27 protein-coding genes are annotated in these 22995 nt (G+C 37.0%); 17 read left to right on the forward strand and 10 right to left on the reverse strand.

From position 1 onward, the window contains the following. The first annotated feature begins 2 nt into the window (after positions 1-2). Complete coding sequence (locus tag AC2S94_RS14305; RefSeq protein ID WP_484629231.1) at positions 3-809, forward strand: anti-sigma factor; 807 nt, start codon at positions 3-5, stop codon at positions 807-809. A gap of 244 nt (positions 810-1053) precedes the next feature. On the opposite strand, the gene AC2S94_RS14310 is transcribed toward AC2S94_RS14305, so the two are convergent. The 3 genes from AC2S94_RS14310 to AC2S94_RS14320 are packed head-to-tail and all read right to left on the reverse strand — an operon-like array spanning position 1054 to position 3464. Further along, the gene (locus AC2S94_RS14310; protein WP_484629232.1) at positions 1054-1809 is read right to left on the reverse strand and encodes a LytR/AlgR family response regulator transcription factor; all 756 of its coding nucleotides are present in this window, start codon (positions 1807-1809) and stop codon (positions 1054-1056) included. 12 nt (positions 1810-1821) lie between these two features. Further along, the gene (locus AC2S94_RS14315) at positions 1822-2136 is read right to left on the reverse strand and encodes a 2TM domain-containing protein (protein WP_484629233.1); all 315 of its coding nucleotides are present in this window, start codon (positions 2134-2136) and stop codon (positions 1822-1824) included. Continuing rightward, on the reverse strand, positions 2136-3464 hold the full coding sequence (locus AC2S94_RS14320; protein ID WP_484629234.1) for a 2TM domain-containing protein: 1329 nt from the start codon (positions 3462-3464) through the stop codon (positions 2136-2138). The genes AC2S94_RS14315 and AC2S94_RS14320 overlap by 1 nt, the downstream gene beginning before the upstream one ends. A 180-nt stretch (positions 3465-3644) precedes the next feature. On the opposite strand from AC2S94_RS14320, the gene AC2S94_RS14325 reads away from it, so the two are divergent. Further along, positions 3645-4079, forward strand: coding sequence for a hemerythrin domain-containing protein (locus AC2S94_RS14325; RefSeq protein WP_484629235.1), 435 nt, complete (start codon positions 3645-3647; stop codon positions 4077-4079). A 32-nt stretch (positions 4080-4111) separates the two neighbouring features. Here AC2S94_RS14325 and AC2S94_RS14330 read toward each other — a convergent pair whose 3' ends face one another. Further along, positions 4112-5419 carry an NAD(P)/FAD-dependent oxidoreductase gene (locus AC2S94_RS14330; RefSeq protein WP_484629236.1) on the reverse strand — a complete coding sequence of 436 codons (1308 nt, stop codon included), beginning with the start codon at positions 5417-5419 and terminating at the stop codon, positions 4112-4114. 126 nt (positions 5420-5545) lie between these two features. On the opposite strand from AC2S94_RS14330, the gene AC2S94_RS14335 reads away from it, so the two are divergent. Beyond that, a complete protein-coding gene (locus AC2S94_RS14335) occupies positions 5546-6040 on the forward strand; it encodes an RNA polymerase sigma factor (RefSeq protein WP_484629237.1) in 495 nt (164 codons plus the stop codon). 6 nt (positions 6041-6046) lie between these two features. Then, positions 6047-6685 carry a hypothetical protein gene (locus AC2S94_RS14340; protein WP_484629238.1) on the forward strand — a complete coding sequence of 213 codons (639 nt, stop codon included), beginning with the start codon at positions 6047-6049 and terminating at the stop codon, positions 6683-6685. Positions 6686-6721: 36 nt separating this feature from the next. On the opposite strand, the gene AC2S94_RS14345 is transcribed toward AC2S94_RS14340, so the two are convergent. Continuing rightward, complete coding sequence (locus tag AC2S94_RS14345; protein WP_484629239.1) at positions 6722-7525, reverse strand: lysophospholipid acyltransferase family protein; 804 nt, start codon at positions 7523-7525, stop codon at positions 6722-6724. A gap of 76 nt (positions 7526-7601) precedes the next feature. Beyond that, complete coding sequence (locus AC2S94_RS14350; protein WP_484629240.1) at positions 7602-8240, reverse strand: NUDIX hydrolase; 639 nt, start codon at positions 8238-8240, stop codon at positions 7602-7604. On the opposite strand from AC2S94_RS14350, the gene AC2S94_RS14355 reads away from it, so the two are divergent. Continuing rightward, the gene (locus tag AC2S94_RS14355) at positions 8239-9012 is read left to right on the forward strand and encodes a peptidylprolyl isomerase (protein ID WP_484629241.1); all 774 of its coding nucleotides are present in this window, start codon (positions 8239-8241) and stop codon (positions 9010-9012) included. The two genes, AC2S94_RS14350 and AC2S94_RS14355, sit on opposite strands and share 2 nt — an antisense overlap. On the opposite strand, the gene AC2S94_RS14360 is transcribed toward AC2S94_RS14355, so the two are convergent. After that, a complete protein-coding gene (locus AC2S94_RS14360; protein WP_484629242.1) occupies positions 9013-9726 on the reverse strand; it encodes an RDD family protein in 714 nt (237 codons plus the stop codon). 34 nt (positions 9727-9760) lie between these two features. Between AC2S94_RS14360 and AC2S94_RS14365 the strand changes: the two genes are divergently transcribed. From AC2S94_RS14365 to AC2S94_RS14400, 8 genes are all read left to right on the forward strand, one after another. Continuing rightward, a complete protein-coding gene (locus AC2S94_RS14365) occupies positions 9761-10732 on the forward strand; it encodes a stage II sporulation protein M (RefSeq protein ID WP_484629243.1) in 972 nt (323 codons plus the stop codon). Continuing rightward, entirely contained in the window at positions 10713-11573 is an 861-nt protein-coding gene (locus AC2S94_RS14370) for a hypothetical protein (RefSeq protein WP_484629244.1), read from the forward strand. The genes AC2S94_RS14365 and AC2S94_RS14370 overlap by 20 nt, the downstream gene beginning before the upstream one ends. Before the next feature lie 54 nt (positions 11574-11627). Then, the gene (locus AC2S94_RS14375; RefSeq protein ID WP_484629245.1) at positions 11628-12341 is read left to right on the forward strand and encodes a DUF4129 domain-containing protein; all 714 of its coding nucleotides are present in this window, start codon (positions 11628-11630) and stop codon (positions 12339-12341) included. Then, a complete protein-coding gene (locus tag AC2S94_RS14380; RefSeq protein WP_484629246.1) occupies positions 12334-13548 on the forward strand; it encodes a DUF4350 domain-containing protein in 1215 nt (404 codons plus the stop codon). The genes AC2S94_RS14375 and AC2S94_RS14380 overlap by 8 nt, the downstream gene beginning before the upstream one ends. Next, positions 13520-14524, forward strand: coding sequence for an AAA family ATPase (locus AC2S94_RS14385; RefSeq protein ID WP_484630921.1), 1005 nt, complete (start codon positions 13520-13522; stop codon positions 14522-14524). The genes AC2S94_RS14380 and AC2S94_RS14385 overlap by 29 nt, the downstream gene beginning before the upstream one ends. Further along, positions 14524-15855 (forward strand): DUF58 domain-containing protein, encoded by a 1332-nt coding sequence (locus AC2S94_RS14390; protein WP_484629247.1) that lies wholly within the window; start codon positions 14524-14526, stop codon positions 15853-15855. The genes AC2S94_RS14385 and AC2S94_RS14390 overlap by 1 nt, the downstream gene beginning before the upstream one ends. Before the next feature lie 99 nt (positions 15856-15954). Beyond that, the gene (locus tag AC2S94_RS14395) at positions 15955-16371 is read left to right on the forward strand and encodes a DUF2141 domain-containing protein (RefSeq protein ID WP_484629248.1); all 417 of its coding nucleotides are present in this window, start codon (positions 15955-15957) and stop codon (positions 16369-16371) included. A gap of 154 nt (positions 16372-16525) precedes the next feature. Then, a complete protein-coding gene (locus AC2S94_RS14400; protein WP_484629249.1) occupies positions 16526-17488 on the forward strand; it encodes a LysR substrate-binding domain-containing protein in 963 nt (320 codons plus the stop codon). Positions 17489-17513: 25 nt separating this feature from the next. Here the strand turns inward: AC2S94_RS14400 and AC2S94_RS14405 are convergent, their stop codons facing one another. The 3 genes from AC2S94_RS14405 to AC2S94_RS14415 form a co-directional block, all read right to left on the reverse strand. Then, positions 17514-17711 (reverse strand): hypothetical protein, encoded by a 198-nt coding sequence (locus AC2S94_RS14405; protein ID WP_309560864.1) that lies wholly within the window; start codon positions 17709-17711, stop codon positions 17514-17516. 135 nt (positions 17712-17846) lie between these two features. Next, positions 17847-18647 carry a TIGR00266 family protein gene (locus AC2S94_RS14410; RefSeq protein WP_484629250.1) on the reverse strand — a complete coding sequence of 267 codons (801 nt, stop codon included), beginning with the start codon at positions 18645-18647 and terminating at the stop codon, positions 17847-17849. A 42-nt stretch (positions 18648-18689) separates the two neighbouring features. Beyond that, positions 18690-19154 carry a DUF4442 domain-containing protein gene (locus AC2S94_RS14415; RefSeq protein ID WP_484629251.1) on the reverse strand — a complete coding sequence of 155 codons (465 nt, stop codon included), beginning with the start codon at positions 19152-19154 and terminating at the stop codon, positions 18690-18692. 388 nt (positions 19155-19542) lie between these two features. Between AC2S94_RS14415 and AC2S94_RS14420 the strand changes: the two genes are divergently transcribed. From AC2S94_RS14420 to AC2S94_RS14435, 4 genes are read left to right on the forward strand one after another with little or no spacing between them, the layout of a single operon-like run. After that, a complete protein-coding gene (locus AC2S94_RS14420; RefSeq protein WP_484629252.1) occupies positions 19543-20304 on the forward strand; it encodes a nuclear transport factor 2 family protein in 762 nt (253 codons plus the stop codon). Between the two features lie 19 nt (positions 20305-20323). Beyond that, positions 20324-20860, forward strand: coding sequence for a DUF4870 domain-containing protein (locus AC2S94_RS14425; protein ID WP_484629253.1), 537 nt, complete (start codon positions 20324-20326; stop codon positions 20858-20860). Beyond that, on the forward strand, positions 20857-21201 hold the full coding sequence (locus tag AC2S94_RS14430; RefSeq protein ID WP_089664992.1) for a PadR family transcriptional regulator: 345 nt from the start codon (positions 20857-20859) through the stop codon (positions 21199-21201). Before AC2S94_RS14425 ends, AC2S94_RS14430 begins: the two co-directional genes overlap by 4 nt. Further along, positions 21194-22960 (forward strand): PspC domain-containing protein, encoded by a 1767-nt coding sequence (locus tag AC2S94_RS14435; protein WP_484629254.1) that lies wholly within the window; start codon positions 21194-21196, stop codon positions 22958-22960. Before AC2S94_RS14430 ends, AC2S94_RS14435 begins: the two co-directional genes overlap by 8 nt. Positions 22961-22995 lie beyond the last annotated feature (35 nt).

The following is a 22995-nucleotide window of genomic DNA, read 5'->3' on the forward strand; positions in this document are numbered from 1 at the left end:
AAATGGATATACAAGAATACATATCATCCGGAATTTTAGAACTCTACGTATATGGAGCTCTTACCGAGGCCGAAAGCCGCGAAGTGAGTAAAGCATTAAAGGAGCATCCTGAAATACGCAAAGAGGTTGAAGAAATTGAAGTTGCACTTCAGAAGTTATCCTCAGCAGTGGCTCCTAGCTATAATGCGGAAGCACTTTTATCCAGCATTAGGCAAAAATTAGGCAATAAGTCTGATGGAGCAGTTATAAATATTGAAAGGAAGAAAGAAACTGATTGGGTTTCATACATTGGGTGGGCTGCCACCGTGGTGCTGCTTATTGGATTATTCTTCGTGTTTGAAGATAGAAATGGTCTTCGTGATCAGTTAAATTCAGAAAGAACCAAGAATGCAAAAATGGAACAGCAGATCGCTGATGCCAGAGAAGATGCAGAAAAGTCGGAGGAATTATTGGCTGTACTAAGGGATAAGGATGTCTCAAGAATTCCACTTGCAGGTCAGAATGTAGATCCGGGAGCATTTGCCGCGGTTTACTGGAACAAAAAGGAAAACAAGGCTTACATTGATGCCAAGGAACTTCCTGAACCTCCAAGAGGAAAGGTTTACCAGGTTTGGTCTCTAAAATTAGATCCTCTAACTCCAACAAGTATAGGTTTACTTGATAAGTATGATAGCGATGACAATAAGATCTTCCTGCTAGAAAATGCGAACGAATCTGAAGCATTTGGAATCACTCTAGAGCCGGAAGGTGGTAGTGAATCTCCAACAATGGATCAACTGTATGTACTGGGAGCGGTTGCAGCACCTTAGTAATTCTTTAAAATAGATATAAAAATAAGTAAGCCCCGGATTCCCGGGGCTTACTTTTGTAAACACTTGGACGATTTCTTAAGAAATCTCTAGCGCCAAGCATCTAACCAACCAAAAAAATCAAAAACTCAAATCGACATAATTCGACCAAAAATTATTCAAACAACCTTTAGAGTTTATGTATCAAGATATACGGAAGGAGATGCCGGACGGTTTTAAATTTTTAAACTTTAACATTTATATTTCAATTACTTAGCCAGTTCTTGAAGTTCTTAACCCTTTCCCTGCTTACGATAAGCTGAAATTCCTTGAAATTTTCAATCTTTATCTCTAGCCTGGAATTTGTATAGGAAACAATGTCTTTGATCGCATTTATATTTAAAATGCATTTTCTATTGATCCTATAGAACTTTTCAGGATCAAGCTCATCTTCCAGTTGTTCCAGAGGAATTTCAATAGGATAATTTCTTCCTGAAAAATTGTGGATATAAGTGGCTTTATTTTCAGAATAGAAACAGGCAATATCTGCTACATCCACTAGTTTTAAATGCTGACCGATCTGGGCAGTAAACCTGGATTTAAATGGTTTGCTTTTAGCCGGAAGATTCAATAAAGATCTCAATTCGGTCACATTGATATTCTCTGATGTATGCTGTGTATTCCTGAATTTCTTAACAGCGGTTTCCAATTCTTCTTCATCGATTGGTTTCAGCAAATAATCAATGCTATTCAGTTTGAAAGCTTTTAGAGCATATTCATCGTAAGCCGTAGTAAATATTATCGCGCTTTCTGTATGAATATGATCAAAGATCTCAAAAGAAAGGCCGTCACTTAACTGGATATCTAAAAAGATAAGATCAGGATGAGAGTTAGCATTGAACCATTCTACAGATTCCTTAACCGAATGCAACATGGTTTCTGCTTCTATTCCTTGTTTTGATAGCATGCGCTGCAGTCTTCTTGCAGCAGGCTTTTCATCTTCAATTATTAAAACTTTCACTTAGATGTTGTATTATTTCCAGAGTTGCTTTTTATCCTTATCCATAAGCTCTTTAATTTTTCGCTCTTCCCATGCTTTTCCAAATAGAAAATTAGGTCCGAAAACACTTGCCCAATGTGCAAATAATCCAATTCCCCAGAAAAATAGAGTTGAATAACGAGATAGATCATTCCACCCGTTCTCTACTCCAATATGTTTTGTAGAGAAGATTAAAATAGCGGCGTTTATGAAAACGTAAACCGTAAGGTGGATATAGAAACCTTTGATATCCTTAACCCTTTTCTGTGCGGCCTTATACCTGGCATTATTTCTGTAATCTGTTTCCATTATCTCCATGATTTATTTTGTGCCTGATCTTTTTCCATTAATTCTCTGATCTTTCGCTCTTCCCAGTTCGAGCCGTATCCAAATACTGAGAATCCATGAATGGTTAAACCTATACCCCAACCAAATAACGGAAACCAGAACCATTGAAAACCCCAGAAAGTATAGTAATTAATAAAGATAAGGAATGGAATTACCACGCAATAGGAGATTAAATTGCCATAAAATTCCTTGATCTCCTTTACTCTTTGTTTTGCTTTAAAATACGCATTTTCTTCATTGTTAACGCTTGTTTCCATAATTGATATTTGTTTAGTTAGTATTGGTAGTTTTACTCTGAAAAATTCTTCGGTTTGCTCTATTAGCACCTGTCGCTGAGTCACAACATTATATCTATTCACAATATTCTGAAGTCCTACTCCTTTTCTATCACTTAAAACTTCCTTTTTCTGAAAATTGTTTTCCACCACCAAATTTCCATTTTCTTCATAGATTTTGATTTTTAATGGATTACTCTCATTCACGATATTATGCTTGATGGTATTTTCCAGAAGTAATTGTAAAGAGAGTGGAACCACTTTTGCCTCTTCATTTAAAAGTGTCTCTGGAAATTCAAAATAAATACTGTTCTCAAACCTCATCTTCAGAAGTTTGATATAAGTATTAGCAAAATTCAATTCTTCTTTTAAGCTCACCAATTCCTTATCTTTCTGTTCCAGTACATATCTATAAACTTTAGAAAGCGAAGTAGTGAATCGTTGTGCCTGGTCTGGATTTTCATCGATAAGTGAAGCAAGAACATTCAGGCTATTGAACAAGAAATGAGGATCTAACTGATTCTTTAGTGCGTCGAACTTTGCTGAAGCTGTGCCGGCAATGATCTTTTGTTCTTTTACCCTTTTCTCCTGAAGTGCTTTATAAAAGTAAACCAGGTGAAAGAATAACGATATAATGGTGATGAACAATAGTGGTCCTAAGTAATATACAGGCTTTTCCTTTGCGATGAATTCTGAAAAATCATAGGAATTAAAATAAACTTCATCTACGATTCTACAGAAAAAGTAAAAAATGAGCGTAAGAACTATAGATCCACCGGCGGCCAGAAGAATTCTTTGAAGAGTTGCACCCTCCCAACCTATCTTCTTATCAAAATACATGAAATAAATGCGGTTTACCGAGGTAAGCACGATACAGTAAAAAAAATAAATCCCCCACGATTTGAAATCCAGAAGCAACTCAAATGAGTTATCACTGTTGAAGATCGCTTCGATCATTATTAGAATTACACAGATAGCAACACTTATCTTTAATATTCTGAATAGCTCTTTCATTGTTTTTTTAATTCTTAAACAAAACTGCGTATTTAATTCGCCTGGAAGAAAAACAAAATTCTGAATTGTCGAATTTTCCAACTGAACTGTAGTTTTCCAATTTTGGCTTTTGAATTCTAAAATTAAATATTCTTTAACATTAAAATGAATAACTTAGAATCAAATCCAAAAAATTAAATAATGACCATTTTCGAAGCACTAAGACAGGAACACGAGATCCAGAGAGATCTGATAGACAAACTCATAAAAACTGAAGGTAAAACTGAAGAGCGCAAAAAGATCTTTGAAAACCTTAAGCATGAGCTTAAGATTCATGAAGATGCCGAAGAGCGTCATTTTTATGTTCCGCTAATGAAAAAGGATATGACCCAGGAAAAAGCACGTCATAGTGTAGCTGAACATCATGAAATGGATGAGTTGGTGGAACAGATGGAAGATACAGAGATGGATGCTTCTAACTGGTTAAAACTTGCGAAAGACCTGGAACACCAGTTAATTCATCATCTTGAAGAAGAAGAACATGAAGTTTTTCAAATGGCTGGTAAGGTCTTAACTGAAAAACAAAAAACTGACCTCGCTGCAAGTTATAATAAAGAGATCAAAGATAACAGGTAATAAAAAAGGCTGCCAATTGGCAGCCTTTTTAGTTATACTTTATCCTTATCGTGCTGCATGTTATCTTCTAATCCCTTAAAAGGTCTAATGATCAACCTGGCAGCTTTATCAAAGTTTACATAATTATAGATCCAGTTAAAGAAAGTCACTGTTCTGTTTCTAAATCCAACCAGGAACCACAAATGCACGAACATCCATACAAACCAGGCAAAAAATCCTGAAAACTTCCATTTATGAAGGTCTACTACCGCCCTGTTCCTCCCCACAGTCGCCATGGTACCTTTATCAAAATAATCGAAAGGCTCCAGCTTTTCACCTCTAATGAGATGTTTTATATTTTTCGCAAGATGTTTTCCCTGCTGTATCGCAGGTTGAGCAACCATTGGATGACCTTTCGGGAATTCTTCAGTTTTCATTAAAGCAATATCCCCTATGGCAAATATATTCTCGTAACCATTTACCTGATTAAAAGCATTTACTTCGTATCTGTTGGCCTTTTCAACTAATGCCGAAGCATTCAATCCTTCTACAGGCGCACCGGTCACTCCGGCAGACCATATAAAAGTTTCAGTTTTAATAGCGAGATCGGTATTCGTTTTAACCAGATGCCCGTCAAAATTTTCCACCATTGTATTCAAATGGATCTTTACACCTAATTCTTCGAGCATTTCCTGAGCTTTTTCAGAAGCATGTTCACTCATTGGAGGCAATACCCTGTCAAGACCTTCCAAGAGATGAATATTCATCTCATTAGGATTAAGATCTGGATAATCTCTAGGCACAATATGATTTCTTAATTCTGCGATCGCTCCACTTAGTTCGACCCCTGTAGGACCAGCTCCAGCCAGTACGAAATTTAGCAACGCTTTTCGTTTTTCTGGATCTTCAGTAATTGTGGCCTGCTCAAGATTTTCAAGAATTAAACTTCTTATGTTTAAAGCCTGAGGAACCGTTTTCATCCACATCCCGTGTTCTTCGATACTATCATTTCCGAAGAAATTAGTTTTAGAACCTGTCGCGATGACCAGATAGTCATAAACAAGATCTCCAATATTAGTATGCACGGTATTTTTTTCCGCAGAAATTGATTGAACCTCAGCAAGTCTGAAAAAACATTTTTTGCTGGAACGAGTAATCTTTCTTAAAGGATAGGCAATAGAGTCTGGTTCCAGGCCAGAGGTTGAAACCTGGTATAAAAGTGGTTGGAAGGTGTGATAGTTATGCCTGTCTAAAAGAACCATTTGCATGTCTTCTTTTAATATTTTTCTGGCAAGTGCCATACCGGCAAAACCACCTCCTATAATTACAACTCTTGGTAAGTCAGTTCTTGGGATATTCATAAAAACGGTTGGTTTATCCCAAATTTACTATTTATAGAAGTAATGGAAGATGGATTAACTAGAAATTAAAGTTTTTTGTAACATAGCAGCTTTTTTAACTACCTATTACATGCTAACCAAAGTTTCGTGAACAAAGAATTAGAACATCAGTTTGTAACCAATCTGGAAAAACACCAGAATATTGCGCACAAGATCTGTCGTATCTATACCAATGATAAAGATTCTCATAATGACCTTTTTCAGGAAATCACGATACAATTATGGAAGGCCTATCCTAAATTTCGAGGAGATTCCAAATTCAGTACCTGGATGTATAGGGTTGCCTTGAACACTGCGATCACACTTTACCGAAAGAAGAAAAGAAGTATTAGAACACAGGATTATGATACTGTGCATTTCAAAATAAAATCTGAAGAATATGATGATGAAGTTGAACAACATTTGAAGTTGATGTATGATGCCATCAGGCAACTGAATGATATCGATAAAGCTCTTATTTTCCTTTATCTTGAAGATAAGAACTATGCGGAGATCTCTGAAACTCTTGGGATCACAGAAGTTAATGCCAGAGTGAAAATGAACAGGGTAAAAACCAAATTGAAAAATCTTATAAATCCTTGATATATTATGGATGATTTAGATCTATTGAAAAAGGATTGGAAAAAGCAGGAAAAGAATCTGCCTCATCTTTCCTACGACGAAATTTACAAAATGATCTGGAAGAGGTCCTCTTCCATCGTAAAATGGATATTTATAATTAGTATCGTAGAATTTCTTCTAGGTGCTTTTCTTAATATATTCCTAGCTGATGATCATTACTGGGAACAAATGGAAAAATATCATCTTACTGAGTTTGTTCTGGTAACTTATATAATAAGCTATTTGATCACTTTCTATTTTATTTACCTGTTTTATAACAATTACAGGCGTATTTCTACAACCGACAGTGCCTCTATGTTGATGAAAAGTATTCTGAAAACACGTAAAACCGTTAAATACTACATCAGTTTTATTTTGATCTCTAGCGGTGTTGTATTCCTGGTTTCGCTTGTATTGATGCTGAGAAATCACGCCGCTACTGCCGATCCTGGTAACGTCAATATGGAATTCGACACCAAGCAGTGGATCATTTTCATAGGTGGAACCTTGCTGGCCCTGGCAATTGTTCTGGGACTTATCTGGTTGATCTATCGCGTAGTCTATGGAATATTGCTAAGGAGACTCCATAAGAATTATAAGGAGCTGAAGAAATTAGAAATGGAATAATAAAAATAGGCCGGAATTTAGATCCGGCTTTTTTTATTAATATCCCCAACGTCTTTGCTCGTTGAGATTTTCCATGGCTTCTATCTCTTCTTGCGGAATTACTTTTAAGAAAGATGGATGCTGCTCTATCGCATATTCAAGTTTTTTTACGATCTCTTCGATCGATTCATTCTCATAATCAATTTCCAGTGGCTTTTTGATCTGGAAGGTTTGAAGAATTCCGCGCTTTTTAATACGCAATCCTTTTTTGTCAAAAGATCTTCTGAAACCGTCTATAACGATAGGTATCACAATTGGCTTGTGATTTTTAATTATATGGGCTGTTCCCTTTCTAATCGGTTTGAAAGGTTTGGTAGTTCCCTGCGGAAAAGTGATCACCCATCCGTCATTAAGCGCGACCCCTATATTTTCAGTATCATTTGGGTTTACTTCCCTCTTGATATCCTGACCTTTTGCTCTCCATGTCCTTTCAACCGTTACCGCTCCGGCATAAGACATGATTCTGGCCAAAAGTCCGGCTTTCATTGTTTCTTTGGCTGCCACATAGTAGATATTCAGTTTTGGCTGCCATATATAACCCACATTTTTGATACTGTCAACCCTTCCGCTTAAGCTAGCATTAAATACATGAAACATCGCGGTAACATCAGCAAAATAAGTTTGATGGTTAGATACGAATAGTACATTGGTATCAGGCAGATTTTTAATGATCTCAGAACCCTCGATCTGAAGCTCATTATAGCCCCGGTATCTTCTATGAGTTAGAACCCCAAAAATGCGGATCAACCACTTTTTCAAAATAAGATAATGTCCAAATGGATTCTTTTTGAATAATCCCATCGCTGATAAATTTTCTATCAATGCTTTGTAACCAGCATTTATAAAACCGGCGGCAAATATAATAATTACTGCACGATTATAATTTCATTAATAATTCCCTGATCTCACTCAACATCATACCGGTAGCGCCCCAAACTACATGACCGTTTAATTTATAGGCGGGCACTTCAATATTCTTTGCGTATGAGGTACTAAGATTTTCTGTGATCACATTTTCATCATTCAGAAATTCGCTTAATTTGACTTCAAGAATAGCTTCAACTTCAGATTCCTGCGCGATCATCTTCGGGGTTGTGTTCATGATTCCGAAATATGGTTGTACCCAGAAATTTGAAGGCGGAATGTAAAGACGGGTAAGTTTTTTTAGAACCTGTATCTCTGATCTGGGAATACCCACTTCTTCTTCCGTTTCTCGTAAAGCGGTCTCTTCGAGATCCCTGTCTTCATCTTCCACTCTTCCTCCTGGAAATCCAACCTGGTTAGAATGCACTCCTTTGTAAGTTTTTCTCAATATCAGCACCAGTCTCGTTTCAAGCTCAATATCCGGATAAAAAACGGCCATTACCCCAGCCTCTTGCGGATTCTTTTTAGAGATATCAATATTCCTCAATTCATTAATTCTCATTAAAGGAGCTAGTTTTCTGTGAGCCTCCTCTCCCGGAAGCGGCATTTTTTTTAACTTTGAAATCCTGTTTTTAAAAATTTCGAATTCCATGTTTAGAAATCTTTCTTTAGTCTCAATTCTATTACTTCTCGTTTTCGCAAGTTGTGAAGATAAGGAATCTTCCTCAGATAAAACCCGCACAAAAACTGCGGAAGAACTAAAAGCGGAGAGAAAGCAGGATTCAATTCAAAAAGCACGAGACAGTATTTTTGAGCTAAGAAAAAAGGAATTAAGTGAAGAGGATAAAAGGTCTAAAATTGAAGAAAATCCGATGTTCCCGATAGTTCAGGAAGAATTTATTCCAACCATCACAGAATATGGGAAGAAAAACCGTGAAAATAAGGTTCGTATTAAAACAAAATTCGGGAATATAGATGTGCAGCTATACATGGATACCCCAATGCACAGGGCCAATTTTATCATGCTGGTGAAAAATGATTATTTTAATAATACCTTCTTTCATAGGGTTGCTCCAGGATTTGTGATCCAGGGTGGAAATGCAGATAATCAGGAAACTGCCAGCAGCCGTGGAGATGTTGGAGACTACCTTATTCCAAGCGAATTCGAAGCAGGCCATAAACACACTTACGGAGCTTTTTCAGCAGCAAAATATGCGGAACAGAACGTGAGCAAAGCATCTTCTCCATTTGAATTTTTTATCGTGATGGATAAAGGCGGAACTCCACATTTGAATAATGATCACACAGTGTTCGGAAGGGTTATTCGCGGAATGGATGTTGCTGAAAAGATTGCCCAGGTGGAAACCGGAAATTCTGAGTGGCCTATAGATAATGTTGAAATGGATATCGAGATCCTTGAATAATTAGTGCCTTGTATAAAAATTATAATCTCGAATCACACGCTTGATAAATTCCATAGGTCTTTCATCGTATCTTACATCCATCAATTCACTTACTTTTTCACTAAGGGAAATAATGATATTGTGATTTCCTCCGGCAACGGCATTATTATATAAATTCTTTATTTCCTGAATATCGTGATCGCTTAGTACAGTTACCTGGGAATACTTAGGTTGATAGTTTTCCGGAAGGTCAACCTGCAGTGTATTATGAATGCCTACTTTTTTCTTTTCAGATATAACCGTTGTATTTGCAGCAATATCTCCCAGACGTTGTCCTTTACCATTAAAAAGTATCGTTACCACTGCCACTCCGCCGCTTGTTAGGGTAATATCGATAAACCTAAGCAACCATCTGATCAAATAATCTGAAAATTGTGGCCTGGATCCATCCTTTTTTACAACTCTAATCTGTAATAATGCTTTTCCCGGGGAACGACCGTCATAAAAGGTTTCCCACAGCAAATCATACAGGAAAAACGGCAATCCAAGTACCAGGTAATACATCCACTCGCTACCATTGTCACCTGTAACTCCAGCGATAAGAATTACGGCGAGAATTAAATAAAATACCACTATTACTCCATCCACGATGAATGCAAGAATCCGGTCTCCTATTCCCGCAGCATTCTGTTCAATGCTAATATTTTGAGCGGTTTCAATTTGAAAATTATCCATTTAATATGTTACTTTGGGTTTTATTCAAAATACGATGCGCGAGGCTGCTTTTGTCAGGCAAAATAAAGATAAATGGGTTAAGTACGAAAACCTCCTTCAAAATAATAGGTACCTTTCACCAGACCGACTTTCTGATATTTATGTAGAATTGAATGACGATCTCAGTTATTCCAGGACTTTTTATCCCAAAAGTAATACCACCAGTTATTTGAATGGGCTCGCGTCAGGAATGCATCAGAAAATTTACCGGTCAAAAAAAGAGTCTGGAAACAGGTTTGTCACATTTTTTACCAGGGAATTTCCAGAGCAATTCCATAAGCATCAGAAACAGCTTTTAATCAGTTTCCTGATCTTTGCTACCTTCAGCCTGATAGGTGCTTTTAGTGCCGCCAGCGATGCTGCTTTCGTTAGATCTATTATGGGAGACGCCTATGTGAACATGACACTGGAAAACATCGCGAACGATGATCCTATGGCAGTATATAAAAAGGCTTCCGAAATGGATATGTTTCTGGGAATTACCATTAACAATATCAGGGTGGCACTTCTGGCATTTTCAATGGGAATCCTTGCCGGACTGGGAACTGTCTTTTTGCTGATGCAAAACGCCGTGATGCTGGGGAGTTTTCAATATTTCTTCTATGATAAAGGCGTACTTTGGGAATCAGTAAGAACCATATGGATTCATGGAACCATTGAGATCTCAGTGATCATCATTGCCGGTTGCGCTGGCCTTGTGGTTGGAAAAAGCATACTGTTTCCCGGAACTTATACCAGGTTAAAATCTTTTACCATGGGAGTAAAAGACGGACTCAAAATCGTAATAAGCACAGTCCCTCTTTTTATCGTTGCAGGTTTTCTTGAAGGTTTTGTAACCCGGATCACTTCTATGCCAGACTGGCTTGCGATTTTGATCATTTTAAGTTCTTTAGCATTGATATTGTTTTATTATGTTTACTATCCTTTACACCTAAAAAAGTCTAAAAATGAATCAGGACTATATTGAGTTCAAAAAACAACGTGAACTAGGCGAAATCATTAGCATCACGTTCAAATTTATTCGGGAAAATTATAAAGAAGGCGGAAAGATTTTCCTGAAACTGGTAGGTCCTGCCTTTATCCTTTTGATTGCGGCAGTTGCATATTATGCCTGGGTTACGCTGGGAACGACCTTTATTGGCAGCTTGGAATTGAACGCTTCAGAATTTATAATTTCTGCTGGGCTATTATTTGTTGCTTACCTTTTTTACATGACTTCCATGACGGGAACGGTTTATCACATCATTCTTTCCTATATTAATAACAGAGGCAGAATTGAACCTTCTGAAGTTTCAGCAGGCCTGAAGGCCGATTTTGGCAAAATCCTGATCGTGACTTTAATTTCATGGGTATTGATCCTCGCAGGAACTTTATTATTCGTAATACCTGGAGTTTATGTAGCAATTCCTTTAAGTCTCGCCAGTGCTGTACTTGTTTTCAGAAATAACGGCGCAATAGACAGTATCTCAGATTGTTTTGATCTGGTAAAAAATAACTGGTGGAGCACTTTTGGAATTTTATTCTGTATCGCTATAATCGTTTATCTTATAGGCCTGGTTTTTCAATTACCAACTATTATTTATACGATGTTCAGAGCTTTTGTTTCGGCATCAGAAGAATCTGCTTCAGGAAGCCTTAGAGAAACAATGGGAGAAGGGTTTATCATCATTAATGTCATCACCACTGTTATCCAGTATCTAGTCTATACCATCACTCCTGTCTCGCTCGCCTTCGTTTATTTTAATCTGAATGAAAAAAAGCATAATACAGGGACTTACGAAACCATTCAAAACCTGGGGAAACAATAACTCATCTTGGCTAAAAAGTTTTTTTTTATTTTACTGTTTCTAAACCTGGGATTTTTGTACCCGCAGGAATCTGATAGCCTTAAAAAAGATTTAGAGGTTCAATATGATCTGAAATCTGATGTTTCTCCATTAAAACTTGATGAAGCTCAGATTAGAGATTATAGAAATGAAAAAGAATTTGGTTACATAGATGTAGTTGAAAATGAGAGCTGGTGGACAAGATTTAAAAAATGGTTAAGTCTGAAATTCAATCAGCTTATGAACTGGATCTTTGGCGATTATGAAGCCAATTCTGTTCTTGCAGCAATTATCGGTGTTCTACCCTACCTATTAATACTTGCCATTATTGGCCTGGTAGCGTGGTTGTTTTCAAGAGTAAACCCCGGCGGTAAAATTCTTCAGAAGCCTAAGACCAGTGAAGTTTTTCTATCTGAAGAGGAAGAGCTGGTTAAAAACGAAGACCTACCGGCTTTGATGCGAGAAGCTATTAAAAATGGAAATTTCCGACTTGCAGTTAGATATTATTACCTTCTTCAGCTTAGAAAATTAGATGAGTTGGAGATCATTCAATACGAATATCAGAAAACCAATAGAGATTATAGTTTAGAGATCAAAGATCAGAAGATCAAAGAGCATTTTTCAAATATCTCGAAGTTGTACGAATTTATCTGGTATGGAAGTTTCCAGGTTTCAGAAAATGATTACCGAAAAGCGGAAAAAGGCTTTGTTCAAATGGAAGATTCATTAAAAAATCTCCGTTATGAATAGAACTTATAAGATCTTATTCGCGCTTTTTGTACTGCTAATAATATCCCTGGCCTGGCTGGAAAGCAATGAACCGGAACCTATCAACTGGACACCAAGTTATACCAATACAGATAAAATTCCCCTGGGCAGTTATATCTTCTACGAAACCTGGAAGAAAAGACAGCCAGATCAAATTAGAGAAATAAGAATTCCACCCTATGAATTTTTAAACGATAGTTCTTCCAGCGGAACCTATTTTTTCCTAAATAACTATGTGAATCTTGAAGGTGATGAATTAAATGATATTCTGGATTGGGTATCTAAGGGTAATACCCTTTTTATCTCTGCTTATTTTTTCGGCGATAAACTGGAAGATACTTTGAATATTGAATTATCATCTTATATAAGTGGTGATGAATTTAAAACCAGGCCGAGACTCAATCTTGTGAATTCCAATTTGAAGTTTGAGGAAGCTGTGGAGTTTGATTATGATCTTCCGGCGGTTTATTTTAACCAGATAGATACACTGAATCAGGTGGTTTTAGGAACTTCTAGTTTTGAAAAAGAACCCGAAGAAAAAGTGAATTTTATCAATTCTACTTTTGGAGAAGGTAACATCCTGCTGCATACTGCACCACAGGCTTTCAGCAACTATTTTCTTCTGAAAAATGATAATTATAGATACAGTGAAGCACTGCTGGCGTATATTAAGAATGACCAGGTTCTATGGGATTCTTACTATAAATCAGGAAAAAGTTTTTTCACTTCTCCGCTCTATATCCTTCTGAATAATCGTCCATTGAAATGGGCTTACTATTTTGTGATCATTGCAGCGATCTTATTCATCCTTTTTGAAGGAAAAAGAAAACAACGGCCTATTCCCGTAGTTGATCCGCCACAGAACAAATCTTTTGAATTCACCCAGACCATGTCTCAACTTTATATTGAGCAAAAAAAGTTTCATGAATTAGGTTTGAAAAAGATCGCTTTATTTAAGGAATATATTCGAAATAACTATAGGCTTGATGCTTCTACAATCGATGAAAAATTTAAGTTAGACCTAGCCGAAAAGAGTGAAAACAGTCTAGAGAACACAAAACAGTTGTTCGAAAAAATCATTATTTTTCAAAATAACCCTGAAAATGATAAAAATGATTTCTACGATCTAACCAATAGCATTAACTCATTTAAAAAGCATGATGGAAAATCAGGAAATAAATCAAAATAACGAAGAACTGAAATTTGAAAACAGGATTCCGCTGGAAGGACTCAAAGAAGCAGTAGAAAGCCTGAAATCTCAGTTATCAAAAGTAATTGTAGGCCAAGATAATTTCGTAGAGTTATTGATCGTGGGAATGCTTTCCAACGGCCACGTGCTCATTGAGGGAGTTCCGGGAGTTGCAAAGACAATCACTGCGAAGTTATTCGCCAAATGCTTGAAAACAGATTTCAGCCGTATCCAGTTTACTCCAGACTTAATGCCGAGTGATGTACTTGGAACTTCCATTTTTAATAATAAAAGTTCAGAGTTTGAATTCAAAAAAGGTCCGGTATTTTCCAATATTGTGCTTATAGATGAGATTAACAGGGCTCCGGCTAAAACTCAGGCAGCTCTTTTTGAGGTGATGGAAGAAAGGCAAGTGACCATGGATGGGAAACTTTATAAGATGGAGCAACCGTTTATGGTGCTGGCCACCCAGAATCCTATTGAACAGGAAGGTACTTATGCACTTCCAGAAGCACAATTGGACAGGTTTTTATTCAAGATCGAAGTTGGTTATCCTGATCTAGAAGATGAAGTAAAAATTCTTCAAACGCATCATGATCGAAAAGGAAAACTTCCGGAAACTGAAGTTCAAGCGGTTCTTGAACCTGCAAAAATTGAAGAACTAAGAAACCAGATCCATGAAATATTCGTGGAAGAAAAGTTATTGAATTATATAGCAGAACTGGTTAATAAAACAAGGAATCATCCGCATCTATATCTTGGAGCAAGTCCAAGAGCATCTATCGCTGTAATGAATGCTTCCAAAGCTTTTGCAGCTGTAAATGGTAGAGATTTCGTAATTCCTGAGGATATTAAAAATTCTCTGAAACCTGTTCTTGCCCACCGACTCATACTATCGCCCGATCGCGAGATGGAAGGAATGACTGCGGGCGGAGTTATAGATATGATCACCCAATCTGTAGAAATTCCTAGATAGTGCTAAAATTCATCAGGTCATTATACTTTGGAAGGCGATTATTTTATGCCTTATTTGGCATAGCGCTGCTTTTCCTAATTTCTTTCTGGTTTGAATTCTTATACAGCATCAACTGGATGCTGGTTGCTGTTTTAGGTTTATTATTATTTACAGATATTATTGCTATCTACAGCAATTCCTCAATTTCTGCAAAAAGGATTTTACCTGAAAAGTTTTCAAATTCAGATGAGAATAAAGTAGTAATCCAAATTACGAATGACTACGGTTTCCGGTTAAATGCAGAGGTAATTGATGAAATTCCGGTTCAGTTTCAGAAAAGGGATTTTCTACGATCTCTGACTTTGCCACCGCATAAAAAAATTAGCTTTGAATATTTTCTGAAACCTTTAAAGCGTGGAGAATATGTATTTGGTAATCTGAATGTTTACGTATTCAGTTTTTTAAAACTAGCGAAAAGAAGGTATGTATTCAATAAGGATCAAATGGTCAAGGTTTATCCTTCTTTTGTGCAGATGAAAAAGCTAGATTTTCTGGCGCTGGATCAGAAGATCAACATGCATGGCATCAAAAAAATTCGAAGGATTGGTCATACCATGGAATTTGAACAGATCAAAGAATATGTTCGCGGGGATGATGTAAGAACCATCAATTGGAAAGCTACTGCGAAGCATAGCCAGCTAATGGTGAATCAATTTCAGGACGAAAGATCGCAGCCGGTTTATTCGGTAATTGATTGCGGCCGAATGATGAAAATGCCTTTTGAAGGTTTGAGCCTTTTGGACTATGCCATAAATAGTTCCCTGGCCTTCTCGAACATTGCGCTTAAGAAAAAAGACAAAGTTGGGATGCTTTCATTTTCCAATAAAATGGATAAACTTCAGAAAGCGAGCTCGAAATTAAGTCAGCTCATCAGGATCATGGAGGCGCTTTATAATGTAAATACGGGTTATTACGATAGTGATTTTAGTTTGCTTTATTCCAGAGTCAAAAAGCACATTACCCATCGAAGTCTTTTGATGCTTTATACGAACTTTGAACATATGTCGGCTTTAAATAGGCAGCTTCCCTATTTGAAAGCGATCTCAAAAAACCATTTACTGGTGGTGATCTTCTTTGAAAATACTGAAATGACCAAGCTTACCAATATGCAACCTAAAAATGTTAGCGAAAGTGCTCATCAAACCGTTGCTGAACAATTTACTCATAATAAGCTGCTGATGGCTAAGGAACTTCAAAGACATGGCATTCAGACGCTTTTGACTCCTCCTAAAGATCTTAGCATCAATGCGATCAATAAATATCTTGAAATAAAAGCGAGAGGATTATTATAATTACAGTTCAGACTGAAAATTCTACAATTCAGATAATCGATTTTCTCAAACCTTCTTTCCTGGCTTAAGTTTGTTTCATAATCAAAAAATCATCTAATTATGAAAACACTTACCGTATTATTTGCCATGCTTTTAGGAGCCGTATTAAATGCTCAAACAGAAAAATCAGGAAGCATCAGCGCTACCGTTACCAATGCAACTTCAGATAAAGGAGAAGTATTATTTGCCATGTATACTGAAGATACTTTTATGAAGAAAGAACCGAATTTTTCCGCTAAATCTGAGATCATCGATGGCAAAGCAACCGTAATATTTGAGAACGTTCCGGAAGGTAATTACGCAATCATAGCCCTTCACGACGCTAATAAAAATGGAAAAATGGATTTTGGTCCTGGGGGAATGCCGGAAGAAAATTATGGAACGAGCAATAATGTGATGGTTTATGGTCCGCCAAACTGGGGAGATTCGAAATTTGAATTTGATGGCTCCAGTAAAGAAATGGAGATAAGATTCTAAATTCAAAAATCATTGATCAAAGCATCCAGAAAATTCATCAATGAATATCACAACCCTTCCAAAATTGGAAGGGTTATTTGTATAGATAAAACAAAGTTAAATCCTGTTTTAAATAAGAAAAACTTATAACTTTGTAATTGCTAAAACTTATCCTATGACTATTACACAGCTCCATTACGTGCTTGCCGTTGCTGAACATAAGAACTTCACCAAAGCAGCACAAAAAGTATTTGTTACTCAGCCAACATTGAGTATGCAGATACAAAAACTGGAAGAAGAGCTTGAAGTTACTATTTTCGATAGGACCAAAAAGCCTATTCAGCTAACCGAAGTTGGTCAAAAGATTGTGCAGCAAGCCAGAAATATTGTAAATGAAAGTGACAGGATTCAGGATATTGTTGATCAGCAAAAAGGATTTATTGGCGGAATTTTTAGGCTTGGGGTGATACCTACGGTTATGCCTACGCTTCTACCAATGTTCATTGGAAGTTTTATCAAAAAATATCCGAAAGTAAAGCTGAAGATTGAAGAATTACATACAGAAGCCATTCTTGAAAAGTTAAAGGAAGGTCATCTGGATGCTGCGATTGCTGCCACACCTTTGGAAGTTGAGGGTATCAAGGAAAATGTACTTTATTATGAGCCTTTCGTACCATACATTCCAAATAATGATAATGCCAGCGATTCAAGTAAAATGGATATTGAAGATCTTGATATCAATAACATGCTTTTACTGGAAGATGGCCATTGCTTCAAGGATGGTATAATTAATCTTTGCAAAGCTTCCAGGGATTATGAAGGTGACCAGTTGCAACTGGAAAGCGGAAGTTTTGAAACATTAATCAAACTTGCCAATGAAGGCATGGGAATGACCCTTTTACCCTATTTACATACATTGGATTTAAAAGAATCTGAAAAGAAGAATTTGAGAATGTTCAAAGATCCCGTTCCGGCAAGGGAAGTAAGTCTTATATACAATAGAAGTGAATTAAAGATGCAGATCATTGAAGCTTTGAGATCTACCATAGCCGGAGTGGTGAAAGGTGCAATTACCTTTCAGAATGTCAAGATCATTAGTCCTCTGAATAAAAAGAAAGAATACCAGACAAATAATTAAAAAAGCGGCTTTTCAGCCGCTTTTTTTATGTATTTAAATAAATTAAACATTGATTTAATTCAGGGTTCTGCTGGGTTAAGGAGACAATCCATAATCTTAATTCCTCGATTTCGTGAGGAAGTAATCTTTGCATAGCTTTCTTAACTTCCTTGCAGAACAGGTTAGCATCAAAACTCACTTTATCCAGTATAGTCTTGGTGTATTCAAACATCGCTCTCGCCATAATTTGAAATGATTTAAGTTAAAGTTAGGTTGATAAAAAATGAGTAGAAATAAACTATAGGCTGTCATTTATTTGGTTGCCTAAATATAATAAAATCTATCATGTTTTAACAATTGTTCCAGCATTTTAACAAACCTAGAACCTGTTATCTCCACTAATAACATCTCCAATTCCGCCTAAAATACTACCCTCTCCTTTATCTTTTCCACCGGTTTGAGGAGCAGCCTGATGAATTCTACTTGCCAGTCTGCTAAAGGGTAATGATTGAATATAAACGGTTCCGGGACCCGTGAGGGTAGCAAAGAAAAGACCTTCACCACCAAATAAAGTATTGCGAATTCCGCCAATAAATTCAATATCATAATTAACAGTTTGAGTAAAACCGATGATACATCCGGTATCTACTTTTAGCTTCTCGCCGGGTTGCAATTCCTTTTCAGCCATGGTTCCACCGGAGTGAACAAAAGCCATCCCGTCTCCTTCTATTTTCTGCATGATAAAACCTTCACCACCAAAAAATCCTCTACCCAGTTTTCTGCTGAATTCAATACCAATAGAAACTCCTTTTGCTGCACATAAAAACGCATCTTTCTGACATATGAATTTCCCATTAAACCTGGTAAGGTCAATAGGAATAACTTTTCCAGGGTAAGGAGAGGCAAAACTTATTTTCTTTTTCCCATGAATCTCATTAGAAAAAATGGTCATGAATAAACTTTCACCAGTTAATAATCTTTTACCGGCACCAAGCACCTTACCTAAAAAACCTTCATTTTGTTTGGATCCATCACCAAAAATGGTATCCATTTTAATTCCATCGTCCATCATCATAAAATTGCCTGCTTCGGCAATCACTGCTTCCTGTGGATCAAGCTCGAGTTCCACATATTGCATTTCTTCCCCGTAAATCTGGTAATCTATTTCGTGAGCATTCATAATTTTAGTTTTAGTCAAGGTGGTTAGCCTTATTGATGAATATTATTTTTTTGATTTTTTAAGCTTGACGGTCCATTCAAATTCGAAGACAGACACTTCCACTCCATCTTCATTTACACCTACAGATTTCATCCAAAAGGTTTCTCCTTCCCCTGTTTCCATAGTTCTCTGAAGCGCGTCATTTACTTTGCCACCATCATAACAGGAAAATTTGATCTTACCGGTTGCTTTCTTGGTAAAACTGGCTTTATTCTGAGCCACAAGCATTGAAATTTTTGCATTGGACGCCTGTATCTTATTCATCACCAGTGCACCTGTACTTAGTTCTGCAGCCATAGCCTGGACGGCAAAATACATGGAATTAAAAGGGTTCTGATTAATCCAGCGATGTTTTACTCCTACTTCACATTCGGTTTTATCTATATGTTTTACTCTTACGCCGCACAACCATGCACTTGGTAATTTCAACATAAGGAATGAATTAAGTTTTGAGGGAGAAAGCTTCATTTAAAAGGGTTTTGATTGATTTTTTCATAAAAGTAGCAAATAACTTTCAGTTTTCAATTCTTAATTATATGTTAATTTTTAGTACTTTGTTTTGCATAATACCTTCTTTTAGCCATATATTTGTATAAGAATCTAATAGGTTATATAATCATCAATCAAAAACATCATGAAAAATTCATCAAAACATCAGGTATTAGCAGTTCCAAAAAATGAAACTGTATCAATCACAAAATCACAGATCTATGTTGCTATGGCTTTCATATACATCTATTTTTTAACCGCTATATTTTTATAGATCATTCACTCATCAAGTTTAAACATTATGAAAAATCATCAATCATTTAATCCAAAAAAGCTTTTGATAAATTCAGCTATAAAAAAAAGCAGGATGCAAAAGCTCACTCCTGCCCTTTTCCTATTTCTTCTAGCATTTTCAGCTTTAAAAGCCCAGGAAAATTCCGTAGAAAATAAAATTCTAGAAATGGATGCGATTTTCTGGAAGGCATATAATTCATGTAATGTGGAAGTAATGAATAATTACCTGGCTGAAGAAATTGAATTCTATCACGATAAAGGAGGAATTGAACTGGGAAGAGAAAGCTTAAATAAAGGATTGAAAAACGGTCTTTGCAGCTCGGGAAAAAACAATCTGAGAAGAGAAGCTATCGAAAATAGCGTGAATGTATTTCCCATGAAAGATAATGGAACGGTCTACGGTGCTATTATTAGCGGTGAGCATCTCTTCTATCCCAATGACGGGAAATCTGAAAATCCAGATGGTCAGGCAAAATTTTCCCATTTATGGTTATTAAAAGATGGAAACTGGAAAATGCACCGCGTTCTTAGTTATGATCACGGTCCTGCAAAATTTTTAAACAGTAAAAAAACTGTACAACTTAGCGAGGAAGAGTTAGATCTTCTCACCGGTAATTATTATATGCCAAATAAAGATTTGATAAAAGTATCGAAGTCGGACAACATTCTGAAACTGGAGGCCATGGGTAAAACCTTTGAACTTCATCCTGAATCGAGTAGAAAATTTTTCACCAAAGAGAGAAACCTGACTTTTTCTTTCAGTGCGAAGTCTCCTGTAAAAGTGGAAATTTATGAAGGAGAGAACTTGGTAGCTGAAGCAACTCGTTCAAAATAAATCGATCAAAAAATATACTATGAAAACTGAAACTATACATCAAAACAAAACACTGGCTGCCGTCCTTCATCTGTCGGTATTCACAAAGTACTTCATACCGCTTGGAAATTTTATTTTTCCAATGCTGTTGTGGCTCTCTCGCAAACAGGATCCTTTTGTAGACCATCACGGAAGAAACGCACTGAACTTTCAGATTAGCACCTTCCTTTACACAATTTTCCTGATTGCAGTTGGAGCAGCTACTTTCCTTTATTTTGGAATGAAGTTCACTATTGCAGAGCCGTTGTTTTTTGAGAGCGACTCGTTCGTGATAGACAGTTTCTCTGATGCAATGCCATTCATCATCATTGTGGCAGTAATTGGAACTCTATTACTCGGACTTTTTGTTCTTGAATTATTTGCAGTCATCTCTGCAACCATCAAAGCTAATGACGGAGAGCTTTATAATTATCCGCTAACCATCAATTTTTTGAATTCGGAAAAACCGGATTCAGGTCATCATCAAAATCAATCAGAAAATGAACAGTTTAATGACACCCAAAAACAAACACTATGAAGATTGAAAATACAAAAGCCCAGATGCGTAAGGGTGTACTGGAATACTGTATTCTCTCGGTTCTCCGGGATGAAGACGCCTACGTGGCAGAGATTCTGGATACATTAAAAGACGCGAAGCTGTTAGTAGTTGAAGGAACTATTTACCCTTTACTAACCAGGCTTAAAAACGCAGGACTCCTTAACTATCGTTGGGAAGAGTCCACCAGTGGACCGCCAAGAAAATATTATGGTCTCACTGAAACAGGAAAAATTTTCCTCAGGGAACTTACAGGCACCTGGGAAGAATTGCAATCTGCAGTTAACATCGTAACCACTCAAAAAAAGAAGAACCATGAATAAGACAGTAAATATAAATCTTGCCGGCATTTTCTTTCATATAGATGAGGATGCATATGCCAGACTACAGCGTTATCTGGAGGCTATAAAGCATTCGTTCTCGAATACGCAGGGTCGTGATGAGATCATCTCAGACATCGAGGCTCGTATTGCTGAATTATTCAGTGAGAAAAGAAAGGATGACCGTCAGGTGATCAGTATAAAAGAAGTTGAAGAGGTCATCACCATTATGGGACAACCCGAAGATTATGTGGTAGATGAAGAGATCTTCGACGATGAACCTAGCAGGACTAGAACATCTAAAACTGTTGGAAAACAACTTTTCCGTGATACCGAAAATGGTTATGTGGGAGGAGTTTCTTCAGGGCTAGGACATTACCTGGGAATTGATGCTATATGGGTTAGATTATTATGGATCTTGCTTACCATTTTCTCCAGTGGAGCTTTTATCTTAATATATATCGCATTCTGGATCTTTGTACCGGAAGCGAAAACAACAGCCGATAAACTGGCTATGCGTGGAGAGGAGGTCACTGTCAGCAATATAGAAAGAAAGATTCGTGAGGGTTTTCATGATGTTTCAGAGAGTGTAAAAAGTGTAGATTACGGAAAATATGGTAAAAAGGCTAGCGCCGGTGCCAGTTCTGCAGCTACAACCCTTGGTAGTATTATCAAGTTCTGTCTGAAACTATTCGTAAAATTCGTTGGAATATTATTACTTCTAATTGCCGGAACCACTTTAATAGGTTTGTTCGTTGGACTATTCGCCATGGGAACTTTCGGGATCATCGATGCCCCATGGACAGAATATATTGACATGGTGAACAGTGGAGCTCCAATCTGGGTTATTTCATTACTGGCGTTTTTCGCCGTAGGAATACCATTCTTCTTCCTGTTCGTTCTTGGATTGAAGATCCTGGTAAGAAACCTTAAATCTATAGGTCGGGTAGCACTACTTACCTTATTAGGAGTTTGGTTGATCTCAATCATCGGATTAACTATTGTTGGAGTTAGCCAGGCTACCAATCGCGCTTTTGACGGAGAAACTGCCACCAGCGAGAAACTAAATATCAAAGCTGGGGACACGGTTTTCCTGAGAATGAGAAGTAACCCTGAGTATAGCAATGATCTTTACAGAAGTTCTGATTTCAGAGTGAAATACGATGAAAACAATAACAGGATCCTCTACGGAAGGGATGTGCGCTTGGTAGTGAAATCCACCAAAGATTCGCTGGCTTCCCTGAAAATTGAGAAATATGCTGAAGGTAAAAACTTCAGAGATGCGAAAGAAAGAGCTGAGAACATTCAATATTCAACCAGCCTGGTTGGAAATGAATTATTACTGGACGGATATTTCACGTCAGACTCAAAATTTGGTTACCGCGACCAGGAAGTACAAATCACTGTTTTCCTTCCGGAAGGAACCATATTGTATGCTGATGATAATACCTATCCATTTCATAGTAACCAGGATTATTATGGAGATATTCTGAAAAATGGACAGGAGGGTAATTTCCTGAAGATCATTGACGGTGAAACAATTTGCGAAGATTGTCCTGCTGACACCTGGGAAGATGACGACACCTGGGATGAAGACGCTGAAGACACTGAAGACTGGGACACTTCAGATGATTTTAACGGAAGGATAAACGTTAATGGCGAAGAAATGAACATTCGTGTAAATGACGAAGGTATAGAGGTGAACGATCAGAAAGTAAGACGTGTAAAAATTGACAGCAACGGGATTGAAATAAACAACTAATTATGGGCACACTAATCAACCTTGTAATAAGTTTT

This window comes from Christiangramia pacifica (assembly GCF_057221535.1).